The organism is Gammaproteobacteria bacterium (assembly GCA_041395725.1).
Taxonomy (GTDB): Bacteria; Pseudomonadota; Gammaproteobacteria; order Pseudomonadales; family Pseudohongiellaceae; genus NORP240.
Genome location: JAWKZW010000001.1, coordinates 4230948 through 4244890 on the forward strand (window position 1 = coordinate 4230948; position 13943 = coordinate 4244890).

10 protein-coding genes are annotated in these 13943 nt (G+C 49.0%); 9 read left to right on the forward strand and 1 reads right to left on the reverse strand.

Annotated features, from left to right (window positions below):
• Positions 1–10: 10 nt before the first annotated feature.
• Complete coding sequence (locus R3F50_18720; protein MEZ5492321.1) at positions 11–526, forward strand: CIA30 family protein; 516 nt, start codon at positions 11–13, stop codon at positions 524–526.
• Between the two features lie 333 nt (positions 527–859).
• Positions 860–2473 (forward strand): GMC family oxidoreductase N-terminal domain-containing protein, encoded by a 1614-nt coding sequence (locus R3F50_18725; protein ID MEZ5492322.1) that lies wholly within the window; start codon positions 860–862, stop codon positions 2471–2473.
• A gap of 344 nt (positions 2474–2817) precedes the next feature.
• Here R3F50_18725 and R3F50_18730 read toward each other — a convergent pair whose 3' ends face one another.
• A complete protein-coding gene (locus R3F50_18730; protein MEZ5492323.1) occupies positions 2818–4794 on the reverse strand; it encodes a hypothetical protein in 1977 nt (658 codons plus the stop codon).
• Positions 4795–5408: 614 nt separating this feature from the next.
• On the opposite strand from R3F50_18730, the gene R3F50_18735 reads away from it, so the two are divergent.
• The 7 genes from R3F50_18735 to R3F50_18765 all read left to right on the forward strand — a co-directional run bounded on the left by R3F50_18735 (position 5409) and on the right by R3F50_18765 (position 13790).
• Positions 5409–7565 carry a hypothetical protein gene (locus tag R3F50_18735; protein ID MEZ5492324.1) on the forward strand — a complete coding sequence of 719 codons (2157 nt, stop codon included), beginning with the start codon at positions 5409–5411 and terminating at the stop codon, positions 7563–7565.
• A gap of 335 nt (positions 7566–7900) precedes the next feature.
• Positions 7901–8419: a hypothetical protein gene (locus R3F50_18740; protein ID MEZ5492325.1), complete on the forward strand. Its 519-nt coding sequence runs from the start codon at positions 7901–7903 to the stop codon at positions 8417–8419.
• 149 nt (positions 8420–8568) lie between these two features.
• A complete protein-coding gene (locus tag R3F50_18745) occupies positions 8569–8775 on the forward strand; it encodes a hypothetical protein (protein MEZ5492326.1) in 207 nt (68 codons plus the stop codon).
• 88 nt (positions 8776–8863) lie between these two features.
• Entirely contained in the window at positions 8864–9619 is a 756-nt protein-coding gene (locus R3F50_18750; protein MEZ5492327.1) for a hypothetical protein, read from the forward strand.
• Between the two features lie 217 nt (positions 9620–9836).
• Entirely contained in the window at positions 9837–11927 is a 2091-nt protein-coding gene (locus R3F50_18755; protein MEZ5492328.1) for a hypothetical protein, read from the forward strand.
• Positions 11928–12162: 235 nt separating this feature from the next.
• Positions 12163–12648, forward strand: a complete 486-nt coding sequence (locus R3F50_18760) for a hypothetical protein (protein ID MEZ5492329.1) — start codon at positions 12163–12165, stop codon at positions 12646–12648.
• 299 nt (positions 12649–12947) lie between these two features.
• A complete protein-coding gene (locus R3F50_18765; GenBank protein MEZ5492330.1) occupies positions 12948–13790 on the forward strand; it encodes an alpha/beta hydrolase in 843 nt (280 codons plus the stop codon).
• The last annotated feature ends 153 nt before the right edge of the window (positions 13791–13943 follow it).

Genomic DNA, 13943 nt, shown 5'->3' on the forward strand with positions numbered 1-13943 from the left:
GTCTGATGCTATGAACGCGTTGCTGCTAACCAGTTTTAATTCAGATAGTCCAGATCTAGGCTGGTACGTGCAGAATGACAGCGTCATGGGAGGGAGGAGCCAGGGTGAGTTCCATTCAGCTTCGGGGCAGCTGATATTTTCCGGCAACACCAACACGAACGGCGGCGGCTTCAGCGCCATCCGTACACAACCTTTGAAACTGGATTTGTCAGGTTTTGCCGGAATAAGAGTAAAAGTTAAGGGTGATGGACGTCGTTACAGCTGGCAATTAAAAACGGACGCTACCTGGCGTGGACACCAAATCAATTACTGGGCTGATTTCGACACTGTGCCTGATGAAACGAAGGTAGTTGACATTCCATTCTCGAATTTTTCCCCTCAGTTTCGGGGCCTCAGGCTCGATGGCCCCGAGCTCGATACCAGTCAGATTTCTGAATTCGGCCTGTACATTTACGATAAAAAAGATGGCCCTTTTGAACTAAGCTTAATAAGTGTTGCGGCGTATACCGATAACAGGCGGCCATAACTGGCTCTGTTATGAATAATTGAGAGAGAATCTTCTCCACCCGCCGTGTGTTCAGGCTTATTTGAACAGGCGCTTCTGCTCCTGGCCGCAATCAGTATTGAGATAGAAGAGAGAGCAGGTTCCTCAAGCTTTGAAGAGATATGCTGGAAAGGGCTTACATCTGACAACTCAGAAGAGTCCGGTTGGGATTGCGGCTTATTGATAACGGGTACAGAGTTAGTTTTTCACACGATGTTTATGGTACGAGTGGTCCGGTTGCGTCATTGCTGATCAGGTGGTCACGTCAGAATCAAAAAGTGCTGAGTAATCTGGAAGTTTTCGACGAGCCGTAATATGCAGCAATACGACTACATCATCATCGGGGCCGGTACCGCCGGCTGTGTGTTGGCCAACCGACTGTCGGCGGATCCGCAATGCCAGGTGTTGCTGCTGGAGGCCGGCGGCAAAGATGACTATTTCTGGATCGATATTCCGGTGGGTTATTTATACACTATTGCCAATCCGCGCACCGACTGGTGTTACCACACAGAACCAGACCCCGGCCTGAACAATCGCAGCATCGGCTATGCGCGCGGCAAGGTGCTTGGCGGCTGTTCTTCCATTAACGCCATGATCTACATGCGTGGCCAGCAAAGTGACTACGACTACTGGGAGTCGCTGGGCAACAAAGGCTGGGGCTGGCAGGACGTGCTTCCCGTGTTCAAAAAATCAGAGGACTATCAACACGGCGCGGACAATTACCATGGCGCGGGTGGCGAACTCCGGGTGGAGGAGCGGCGAGTCAACTGGGAGATTCTGGACGCCTGGCGCGACGCGGCAGAAGAGTGTGGCATTCCAAAGATCACCGAGTTCAATCGTGGTGACAACTTCGGTAACGCCTATTTTCAGATGAACCAGCGCAGAGGCAGACGCTGGAGCGCCACCAGCGCGTTTTTGAAACCGGCACTGGCCCGCCCGAACCTCAAGGTAATCATCAACGCCCAGGTGGAAAAACTGACGGCGGAAGCACCGTACGGCAAAGCCCGGGTCACCGGGGTCGAAGTCTGCCTGAATGATGGCGAAACCGTGCGATTCGGTGCGAGACGAGAAGTGTTGCTGAGTGCAGGCGCTGTGGGATCACCCCAGATACTGCAGCTCAGCGGCATAGGGCCGACAGCCTTGCTGGGCGAACATGGCATTAGCGTGCTGCACAATCTGCCTGGCGTGGGAGAGAATCTGCAGGACCATCTGCAGGTGCGTAGCGTCTACAAGGTCAGCAATACCGTCACCTTGAACCAGCGCGCCAACTCGCTCATTGGAAACGCCCGGATGGGGCTCGAATACTTTTTCTTCAAAACCGGGCCCCTTACCATGCCGCCTTCGCAGCTGGGCGCCTTCGCCAAAAGCGATCCCGGACAATCAAGCGCCAACATCGAGTGGCACGTGCAGCCACTGTCGCTGGACAAGTTTGGCGACCCGTTACATAAATTCAACGCTATTACGCCGTCGGTCTGCAACCTGCGTCCGAGCAGTCGCGGCCACGTTCGTATAAAAAGTGCCAACTGGCGTGATTACCCGGCCATCAGGCTGAACTATCTGTCGACTGATGAAGACCGGCAGGTGGCTATTGAGGGCCTGCGCTTCACTCGCCGCATCATGGCCGCACAGGCACTGGCACGATTCAGCCCAGAGGAATGGAAGCCCGGCGCCGGACTGGTCAGTGATGAAGATCTGCTTCAGGCTGCCGCTGAACTGGGCACCACAATCTTTCATCCGGTAGGCACCTGCAAGATGGGCAACGATCCCCTGGCAGTCGTCGACGATCAACTCCGGGTACATGGTGTCGATGGACTGCGGGTGATCGATGCTTCCATCATGCCGAGCATCACTTCAGGGAATACCAACGCCCCTACCGTGATGATCGCCGAGCAGGGAGCGCGTTTCATCCTGCAGGACAATGCGCATTAAAGAGCTTCTCGTTCCGTTTATCACAGACACCACATCACCTGGTCATGACTCAGGCGCCGCGGGCGAAGACTTGAAGCGTTGTCTCGAAAAGTCGTTGGGACACCCACACCAGTGGTGTGGCTTACATCAGTTCACCGGCCCTTCACCACTTCCATCCCTAGTCTTGAACTGAGGCCCCTTCCCTCCATCAGCGTTACCCGGCTTCCTCAGTACTACGAGCCTCTCCGCCACCCCAGTTCGTTACCTCTATGATCGCTCCAGTTGCTTCCGGCGGGAGCGGTAGCCGGGTGGGACTTTCACTTACTGGATAAGCGCCGCCTTTGCCCGGCACACGCCAATTGCAGTCAATTTTGAGCCCTCGGAACTACTTCGTTGAGCTGTGCGAACCAGTTGCTGACCAATACCGCCAGCTTCTTTTCCGGTGACTGCAATCTGGCGAATTCGTCAATCACCTCATCTGGCGTCTTTAGCCCAATAACATTGTCTTCATCGCCGGCAGAGATAAATGGTGGCATATTGCGACTGGTGTAATTGCGCAAAGACACGGCGGTGCGTTGCCCTATCAGGAACTCGGGCTCTGTCTGAATATCAACCGTGACCAACTCATTACGATTGGAATCGATGTAATGCAGCAATTCTCCGGAGTTACTCCATTGCGGAAATTCACCGCCGGCAACGCTGACTCGCCATTTATTCGCATCTATGTTGGGAAATGGCCTGACGTACACTTCCCAAGCCCCGGTTTCGTCGCTGGCATAGGTCAGCCAGCGGGCGTCTGGCGACAGACTCGGACTTCTTTCCGAATACTCAGCGGATAACAGATCTTGCTGAATTCCTTCCAACCGGGAAAGATCAAGCAGATAGATATCATCCTGACCCTCAACAACTCGCTCACCAACGATAGCCCCATCGGGTGTCAGAAACCGGGCAAATATCGGATAGTCGGAGGGATAGATTTGTACCGGCTCGGTGGTGCCGTTTGCGGCAACTTGCCACAATCCATTCATGCCCAGGCGATCGAAAATAATGTGGTTATCATCCTGGGACCAGATGCCGTTCACTGCGTCGCCAGTGTGGGTTATCCGGTTCATGATTCCCGGCGAAGCGAGGTCGTGAATCCAGATATCGGGTCGCTCAGTATCAGGGTCGTAGTGCGTGACTGACAGCCGTTGTTTGTCGGCAGAATACGCCGAGTCTAAGTATTCACCTTCGGGTACAGCGAGCGGATACTCATTGCCCTCCCGGTCCAGTGAGGTCAGTTGGCGCTTGCTGATTCGATACTCTTCTAAAGGGAGCGTTCTTCCTGGAAGATAAATTAACTCTCCGGTCTCTGATACCGAGTATGTTGCGCTCGGGATCAATGAATGCTGGTTATTTTCAATCTCTTGCACCACGGGAACAGGGGTGGCCCCTAATTGTAAAGCGGGCCGGTCAATTGATACGGCCCATAAATCACTCCCTCGCATGAACAATAGATGCCCGGAAGCTGTTAACTTGGGCGAATAAGCATTGCTGAGCAGGATCCGCCAGGTATCTGATTCCAGATCCACCACGGCGATATCCGGTATATCACCGACCTGCTCGCGATAGGTGAACAGGACTTGTTTACTTCCCTTAATCGCCGAGGGGCCGGACATATAGCGGAAGTGATCCGCTTCTGAGATCACTTCACTTTCCATTGTCGACACTGAGTACTTTACTAAACGCCCACCTGCATCTATCCAGATAAGCGAATCAAGGTCCAGCCACTCGGTCTGGTTGTCGTTGGTGTTAATTCCGATCTGTCGAGCTTCTCCTCCCGAAATTGATCTAATTCGCAGACCGCTTGCTCCTCCATCGCCATAAGCAACCCATTGTTTGTTTGGAGAAATTCTAGGAGCATCTATCCGAAATCCATTGCCCGAAAATAGAATGCGGGGTGTCAATTCACTCAGCTCTTTTATCCAGAGTTGCGGGCTACCCTCATCGTAATTTGAAAAGACTAACAGGGAACCATCGTCAGCAAGATCCACATAGCCACGAAACAGTCGCGCTGGTTCCTCTACCATTCTGCTCTGAATCGGTCCGAGGTCCAATTGGGAAACAATTGTCGGTGTCGTAGAAGCAGTAGCGGGATTTGTAGCGGACACTGGTTGCTGATCAGAATCGGGCGCTGAGACAAAGCGATCGAAAACCTGTATACCAGCCACCAGTAATACGATCAAAAGGATGAAGTAGTTAATGGGCTGGGCTGATGTCGCTGTTGAACCGGGTGCAGCTTGTACTTGTGCATCTGGCTTGACCCCTTCAACAGAGCGTTGATAAGCCCAGGCCATAACCATGGTGGGGAAAAAGCCAAGTATCAACAGAACTGTTATTAAAGTAATTGTCCACTCGGGTAATTGCAGGGCAGGAAACAGGGTGTCCGCAACCTGGAGTATCACCCACGACACAACCGCATAGACAGCCGCTATGCGAAAGACTTTGCGTCTTTTCAGTTCTTGAAAGATGTGACTCACTGATAAGTCCCTTCACGGAGCGTAGGCACCACCCGCGTATGGTTTGTTATTTTGAGGGAAACCTTACCATATCAATCTTGTAATTGAATGGATTTAGTGAGACTCACAAACGCAATCCGCGAATTCTCTAACTTCCGCTAGGGGTCGATTGCGGACTAGAGCGACCGCTCGAAATCCAACTGATTAAAAAATAACCAGCTAGTCCGCTTTCGAAGTGCAGCGGAAACTGTCAGAAATGAAATCCCGTCAATTCAACGGCTTGCTCCATTCCAGGGCGAAAAGACCGCTTTCGACCCCTAGTGGAAGTTAGCGTTTTAGGCGAATTCACCCGCCAGCCCCACGTAATTCGTTCCATTTTTGGAGTGGTGTGGTAAGGTTTTGCTCAAAATAACAAACCACACAGAGCGAAATTCCATGCTCTGCGAAGGGCCTTACCAGTGAGTAGTTTCTTTCAAGAGCTGAGACGGCGTAAAGTCTTCAGGGTGGCTGCGGTGTATGCCGTAGTATCCTGGGTCATTATTCAGGTGGCCGACACCCTGTTTCCCGCTCTGCAACTCCCCGAGTGGACCATTACATTTATCACTGTCCTCTTGATCCTGGGCTTCTTCCCCACCATGGTTATGGCCTGGGCCTACCAGCGATCAGCTGAGGGAATCAAACCCCATGAACAGGTGCAGGCATCGCCAGGTTCGCCAGCCACATCGGCCCAGCCAATCAATTACCTGATCCTGATCGTGGTGCTGGCAGTTGCCGGATTCCAGGTTTTCGATCGCTTTGCAGAGTCAAACCTCGAAGCTGCACGGGAATCGACATCAGTTACTGCTACAGACGCTACCCTGGCCCCAATGCGCTACAACTTGAACCTTGGTCCTCTTGTTCGTCGACCAATGAATGCCGGTAACTTTATTTCCAGATTTGAATTTTCGCCTGATGGCGAGGAATTAATATTCCCCAGTTTTGACGGCAAAAAATATCAGCTTAATGCGCGGAACATGGAGCAATTTGAAGCAAGAGTTCTGATAGAGACTGACGAGGAGATCGATGGGGCTCGCTTTTCTCCCGATGGCCGAATGCTGGCAATACATCAGGGTATTGGTGATCTGAGTATTTTGTCCCTGGCCGGCGGATCGCCACAGGAAGGGCCTGAGAATGTCCAGGTAAACGGCTACAACTGGCTCGATAATAATCACATTATTTACCAGGATTACGTGTCCGACTCCGTGTATCGCTATGCGCTTGACACCCAGGACAGTGAATTACTCTTCGATGGTCTGAAATTGCCCTACTTACAATCCCCTTTGCTTGTACCGGGCACAGATATCATTCTCTTTACAGCGAATCGGGACAATTCATCGGCGAATCCTGGCGACCCGGCACTCATGTCAATAGATCTGCAAACCGGTGCGAGACGGCAACTGCTGGCTAATGCCTATGACGCGCGGCTGATCGATTCCGGTCAGCTGTTATTCATGCGTGGCAATGATCTATGGGGTGTTTATTTCGATCAAGAATCACTGCAGGTTGTGGGAACTCCAGTGCCACTGGTTTCCGGCATCGAAAACGAATCCAGCATGGACTTCGGCAGTTACGCCGTTTCATCTCGGGGGATGTTGGTGTATGTGCCAGGGACTAATGTCACTTCGAGATCGCAGAGATCCCTGGTCTGGCGTGATCAGAATGGGAATGAAGAGGTTATAGATCTGTCTCCAGGGCCGTATACGGAGATGGCCTTGTCTCCTTCCGGTCAGCGCATCGCACTTTCTGTGTCCGTGGATGGGGTCGAGGATATCTGGACTTACGATTTTAACCTGCAAGGTGTCCTCAATAGAGTTACCGGCTCGGGTGATGCAGAAAATCCAGTGTGGTCACTAGATGGCGACAGTCTCTTCTTTAATCGCTCTACTCAAGATCCAGATACAAACGGTGTCTGGCAAGTCAGTGCTTCTGGCGCCGGGGAAACAATCAGAGTAATCCCCGGGGACTCGTTGCTGATACCACGTAGTCTTGACCCGGATGGAAATTTAATTATTCAGCGTGGTTTGCAAGGCGACAGCGATATTATGCGCAGCACCCCGGCTTCGGGTAATGTCACGCTCAGCCCTTTGATTGTTTCAGAATATGGCGAAACGTTGCCAAGTATATCACCCGATGGCAGGCTCGTGGCCTATGTGAGTTTCGAGACCGGCGTGAGAGAGGTATTCGTGCGGCCATACCCGGATACAGAGTCAAACCGTTGGCGGGTAAGCACCAACGGTGGGGACGAACCTCACTGGGGAAGTAATAACCGACTCTATTACCTGACCACCAGTCGACCCCTGGAACTGGTCACTCTGGACATAGAATATGATACCGATCTTCGTGTCCGGGATCGTCGCCAGGAAGCACTGAGGTATTATTTTATTGGCAGCAGACCCTCCTATGCCGTGGACGAGATTAACGATCGACTACTGTTCTCGAAATTTATCGACCAGGACGAGCGGCAGAGTTGGGGAGATGGACAAAAGCCCGTTATTGCGAATGTGATTAGCAATTTCACGGCAGAAGTTAATGACAAAGTAGGCAAAGGTGAATCAGGTTCCCTTGATAGATTATGAATAGGTCCTCTCGGATTAACTACGTGGAGTTCGCATCTAAAATTTGAGCTTCTTAAAGCTGTAAGCGAAGTTTCTCACAATCAAACACTGGGAATAAAAAACATAGTATTTCCAAGTTAAAGTATCGTGCCCCTGGTTCGCGCGAATTGCTGGATTCATGTTTTAAAGAGGTTGGTGTTTGTTAACCGCCTTAAATTTGCCTAACGGCTGGTTTTGGCCGCAAGCGGTAACTAACTGACAATGGTGATAGGCTTTTTGCAAATGTGGAATTTTCTATCGCAAGAGGGATCGGTAATGACGACTAGGATTAAGTTTAACGTCCTAATAAGTTTAAGATGAAGAACCAATTAAAATTCTTTGCTGAATTTGCTGAAATAGTAGGAGTACTTGGAATCATTGCTTCACTATTATTCGTTGGGCTTCAATTGTCGTTTGACCGTAAGTTGGCAGTTAGCACTCAGTATCAAAATAGGTCAGAAATCGCTATAGAGTTTCAACGAAGTAATTTTGAGAACAACGAATTTGTTCTAAATTCAGCCGAGCGCTGGGAAAAAGAAAGACCAGTTTTCTGGAACGAGGATATTGAAGAACTGATGCGAGTTTCAGGGGTTTCCATGGAATATATGGTTCAGAGATTTTACAGAGACGCCATGTCGATCTATTCCTACGATAATAACTATTTCCAATTTCGGAATGGGCTACTTGACGAGGATGCGTGGACAAATCTCGAGGAAATTATCCGGAGAAATCTTAGAAGCCCGCTCAGTAGAGCGACTTACCATGAAATGAGGGGGCTTCACCCAGAGTTTAAGAAACTTCTCATAGAGTTGGAATCAGAGCTAGGACTAGAGTGAGCTCGGGATACATACAGCGAATGACTGCTTTTTCATAAAAGCTGCATTTCTATTCGGAAATTTTAGATGAATGTCCTCCTCTGGCCGCAACCCGAAATCGTTGTGCACTAGAGACATAAAGAAAAAGCCAAATAAGTAGTTCGGTCGCCATGACCAACATGGGTGAAAACATGATAATAGAGATTCGCGAAGATCCTGATGCAGAGCCAATTTATTCAACGACTGTCCAAAGTTCAGGTCTTGACCACGACCCTGACTTAGAAGAACTCTATTCATTGGCTTGGCAACAGGCTATCGAGGCAGGCGTGGTTCCTGCGGATTCTGATATTCAGGACTACGTCTTTAGAACTGTTTAACGTGCGGCGTCTTTTTAGAGAAGTAGCAGCAATTTGAATATGTCTGCTGTTGGCCGCAACCCGTCGTCGTCCGGATGAGAATTTGAAGATGCCCATAATTTCACTAGGAAATCAGCGACTGCGTTGGCTGTTTGCTGAACTATTTGTAGTAGTCCTTGGCATACTGATTGCGTTTCAGATTGAACAGTGGCGGGAAGAACGTGCGGCTCGGGTGCTGACAATAGCTAATCTCGAAGCCATGCTATTCGAGTTGGAGGATGAATTTAGTGAAGTAGCCCTGAAAATCAATTCACTCGAGGAGAATATTGAGGGAATTGCGAACCTATCCACCGCTCTTATCAATGACAGAATGCTCGATAGTACATGGCTGGGACAGACTTACGGGCGCGCAGTTAGTGGCAGGATATGGCAGCCCAGCGCACCAACTTACCTCGGGCTGAGGGAATCGGGACAATTGCACCTGTTCGAGAATTTTAAGTTGCGTGCGGAATTGTTCGACTACTACGAATATGCTGCGTTCGTGAACTCGTTGCTAATGACTGAAGCCGCTACGAGACAACAGCTAATAGAAGTTTCCCGAAGAGATATATTTGGAATCACGGAAATCGCACCTGGATCGGATGAAATTACGAGTAGAAGATATGTCGTGGAGCCTGTCGAGGACTTTCCACGCCATCCAGACTTTCTGGGAACCCTGAGTAATTTAGGTAGGGTAACCCATAATCTGTTACCCCGACTCGAAAGCCTGCTTGAGAGAAACGCTGAATTGAAACAATCGATACTGGAATATTTGGGCATTCAAGGTATCCAAGAACTCGAAATACCAGACCGTGCTGTCTCTTGACTAGGTTCCTGGCCATGGAATATAAGGTCCGGTATTGGCCGTTTTGAGAAGTTTCAACCCTTGGCACAAAGACTTTAGATGCCGACCCCAAGCGGAATTTAGAAATTTTCGCCCGGCTACCCGCGAAATCCATTCAATTTCCAGTCCGATATGGTATGGTTTTCCACATAACAACAAGCCTGCGGGAGCAGTCCCTAGCCCGCATCAAGGTGCTTCCATGGGCAACCTGTTTCAAGAGTTGAAGAGACGCAAGGTCTTTCGAGTTGCTGCAGTATATGCCGTGGTGGCTTGGGTGCTTATCCAGGTGGCAGATACTGTTCTACCTGCGCTGCAAATGCCGGATTGGACAGTCTCCTTTGTCACTGTTCTTTTTATACTCGGCTTTCCTATCGCGGTTGTTCTAGCATGGGCATACGAGGCGGCCCCAGAAGGCGTCAAGGTTGATGTTACGATGCAGCCAACCTCGACGGTATCCCAATCTGCTGTCCAACCGATTAACTACCTTATCCTTGCTATTGTCATACTTGTCGCTGGTTTTCAGGTTGCCGATCGTTTTCTTTTTTCTGACTTTCAACCTACAACTTCAAATGCTGCATCGACATCGGGAGCTGGACAGACTTCTCGTTTGAGTGTGGTATTCCCTTCTGAGGTTTTGTACCAATTAGCAAGCGGTAATGGTAAAGAGATCGCCTTATCTCCCGACGGTTCGAAAATTGTGTTTCGAGCCTTACTTGATAATGAGTCAACATTGGTTGTCAGATCACTCGATCAACGTACGCTGATTCCAATTCCTGGAATTGATAATCCCAGAATCCCGTTTTTTTCTCCTGATGGTGAGTCAGTAGCTGTATTCGACCGCGGAATTCTTAAACGGGTGACGCTTGATGGACGCTCTCCTGTCAATATTACACAAACACGCAGTGGTAGCAGTGGCCTATGGGTGGATTCCGAGATTTATTTTACTACCATTGATAATTCATCCAAATTACTCAAAGTATCAGCTGCCGCGGAATCCCAAAGCCCTCCAATTGAAGTGCCTATTGACGACACACTCGCGGCAACATCGAGATTTGAAGAAATGGCGTATGTGCCAACTACCGGGGAAATTCTTCTTGGTATAACCTCAATTGACGCTCAAACTGAATCGATCTTATTAGTCAATAAAGAGACTGGGGATGCTGAGCAAATTCTTGGCAATGCTAGGCTAATTGCCTTCATGAACGATTCCTATCTTGTTTTTTCACGAGACCGTAATTTGATGGTTGCACGATTCGACCCAGTTGAACGGAGAGTGGGAGTTGCGGTTCCAGTTCTTGAACAATTTACCTGGAGCGTAAGCGATCGTAGACCTCAGATTGTTAACTCCTCTAATGGTACTTTAGCCTATGTTGCTGAATCAGAATCGCCAATTCCGGCAACATTGAATTGGGTTGATGTTGAAGGTAATCGAACACCAATCGGCGAATTGCCAGCCTCATCAGCGCTTTCGAAACTCTCGCCAGATGGAAGGCTTGCTGCCATTGCGACAGACTCCAGCCCCAATACTCTCTTTCTATGGGACATGGCTTTACAGGTCCCATTTGGCCTGGAAATAGAGGAAGGCTACCACCCGAGTTGGCACCCAGATGGTAAACACATCATCTTCGCTAAGCCCAATTACACACTCGGACGGGATGAAATCATTAAACGAAATATTGAAGATGACTCGGAGCAAGTCCTTTATTCAACAGAAGATATATCAAATACTCCCACTATTTTAGCTGATGGCGAAACCCTTTTGTTTGCAGTTACCAATTCAGAGAACAACGGTATTTACTTGCTGCAACCAGGCCAGACAGAAGCTGAGTTGATAGTCGAGAATGCAATAGCACCTGACGTTTCTCCTAATGGCCAGTGGATAACCTACATTCTCAATAACTCAATATTCGTGGCAAGATTTCCATCAGGCACTGAGCCGAGGCGAGTCTCGATTGATCCCAGCATGCGTCCGTTATGGCGTGCTGACGGAAAGGCGTTGTTTTTTAATGCAACAATCGATAGTGGTGATCAGGTTATGCAAGTTGTCGAAGTAGAATCTGAAGATCCATTGAGCTTCGGCCCACCACGGTCCCTTTTTCCAACAATAGAAGCTGCGTCTTTAGAGGTATCGGGAACTTATAGCCCATGGGGCGCAACTTATGATGTTTCAGAAGATGGCAGCCAGTTTTTGATAATCTTTCGACAAAGTAGCCGCTACTATGATGAGATTATAATTGCCCAAAACTGGATTGCTGAAATTGAACGCCTTTTGCCCAATGATGTGTTTTAGAAGATGCCGGATAGCCTAGCTCGGCACTAGAGTTCCTAAATGACAACTGCTGTTAGCTTTTGGCTGGCAGCAGAAGTAAAGAATGCCTAAGAAGTGAAGGAAAAACGTTCAGAGGAATCGTCTGCAGTTGGCCGTGAGCGGTATTAGTAGGTAGCTTCGCTTTCCAAAATGTGGAGTTATTCTAGGTAACAAAATGTTATGTTCGCCGGGCGATTCCTGCGATGCGGAAAGCTAGATGAATATCGAAAAATTTAACCAACTATTATCCCTGCTCGCTAATTTAGGCGTTCTTGCAGGAATTGTTTTTCTTGCGATTGAACTCCAACAGAATACTGACATGATGGAAGCCCAAACAAGGGATTCAATAACCGATAAACAGCTGGATTGGAGCTTGGCTATAGCATCAGATACCTCGATAGCGGCGTTATGGGAGAAAGGAAATAGTGAAATAGAATTCACAGAACCAGGAGAAGGTGCTGCTTACTTTCTATTAACCACATCAAGTTTTAGGATATGGGAGAATGAGTTCTATCAGTATCAGAAAGGCCTCTTCTCAGAATCTGAGTTTTTGGGACGAGAGAACCGCTGGAGAAACAACATGCGAAATAGATTTCGTCAAGGGGTTTGGTGCAACACCAGATCTACATATTCAGAGGGTTTTCAAGAAATCATGAACAGCTTTCTTACAGATGATTTTTTTTGCGAGGAGAACACAAATTGATTCTCAGAAAGCTTAACATAACAAGCTGTGCAACGGGTCGGCCTCACCACACGACAAATGTGTATGGCGAAAGGTCCGCTCCTGGCCGTGAATTGACTATGCTCGAGGATTTCCATTTAGAAACTGTAAACTAAAACTAGCGGGGCGAACCTTCAACCTAAAGAGAGATGGGAATGACCAAGATCGCGACATCAAAAAGGGAATTGCTTAAAGCGGCAATTGGATTTGGTATGACTGGATTCTTGCCAACAACCCCCGCTCTACTAGCCCAAGAATCGGAAAGCAATCTAGATGAGCGGTTGTTCCCAGGATTTAGAGTCAGCAAGATAAATACCTCTGGTGCTACGATCCATACACTTGTCGGCGGTAATGGCCCGCCCATACTACTTCTACATGGTGCCCCTCAGTCACACTTCTCCTGGGCTAAAGTGGCAGTCGAATTAGCACGTGACTATACGGTTGTACTTACTGACCTGCGTGGTTACGGATATAGCAGCAAACCAGATGGAGGAGAAAATCATATAAATTACTCGAAGCGCACCATGGCTCTGGACCAAGTCGAAGTTATGGAAAGCCTTGGCTACGATCGATTCATCTTATTTGGCCATGATCGCGGAGGCAGAGTTGGACGTCGCCTGACAATTGACCACCCGGAGAAGGTGGAAAAACTAGCCGTTTTGGATATTGTTCCGGCACACTATCTTTACACTAACACCACCAGAGAATTTGCTGTTGCTTATATCCACTGGTTCATGTTCATACGACCTGCGCCTTTTGCTGAGAATATTATTTCTGCTACAGAAATGTTCGTTGGCGGGGGCAGTGGTGAAGTGGGAGAAGAGTATCGTCGGATTTATCAGGATCCTGCAGCAATTCATGCAATGTGCGAGGATTATCGAGCGTCAGCAAACATGGATATGGAGATTGACAAGGCCGATTTGGCGGCAGGAAAAACTATCAATTGTCCACTGAATGTGCTTTGGGGAGATTCTGCTCCCATGGGGAGGCTATATGACGTGCTAGGCATTTGGCAGAAGGAAGCCACTCGCGCCGAAGGGAAGGCAATGCCAGGTGGGCATACATTCCAAGATGAGCACCCTGAACAGACCTACGATGAGCTTATACGTTTTCTGAACGCTTGAGCGGGTGCATCTAGGGTTAAAAAATGTCTGGTGTTGGCCGAGTGCGGCCGCTAGAGTGCTGGAATAAAGGAAAAAATGAACCGGCTCGTATGTCTGATACAGCGAGAGGGTCCCAATATACAAGTGTTGTGTGTCTCGGATACCCTGACATGT

Coding starts and splice junctions, on each gene's coding strand:
- R3F50_18730 (MEZ5492323.1), bottom strand. CDS start 4,794: ATGGTTATGGCCTGGGCTTATCAACGCTCTGTTGAAGGGGTCAAGCCA.
- R3F50_18745 (MEZ5492326.1), top strand. CDS start 8,569: ATGACCAACATGGGTGAAAACATGATAATAGAGATTCGCGAAGATCCT.
- R3F50_18740 (MEZ5492325.1), top strand. CDS start 7,901: ATGAAGAACCAATTAAAATTCTTTGCTGAATTTGCTGAAATAGTAGGA.
- R3F50_18720 (MEZ5492321.1), top strand. CDS start 11: ATGAACGCGTTGCTGCTAACCAGTTTTAATTCAGATAGTCCAGATCTA.
- R3F50_18725 (MEZ5492322.1), top strand. CDS start 860: ATGCAGCAATACGACTACATCATCATCGGGGCCGGTACCGCCGGCTGT.
- R3F50_18755 (MEZ5492328.1), top strand. CDS start 9,837: ATGGGCAACCTGTTTCAAGAGTTGAAGAGACGCAAGGTCTTTCGAGTT.
- R3F50_18750 (MEZ5492327.1), top strand. CDS start 8,864: ATGCCCATAATTTCACTAGGAAATCAGCGACTGCGTTGGCTGTTTGCT.
- R3F50_18760 (MEZ5492329.1), top strand. CDS start 12,163: ATGAATATCGAAAAATTTAACCAACTATTATCCCTGCTCGCTAATTTA.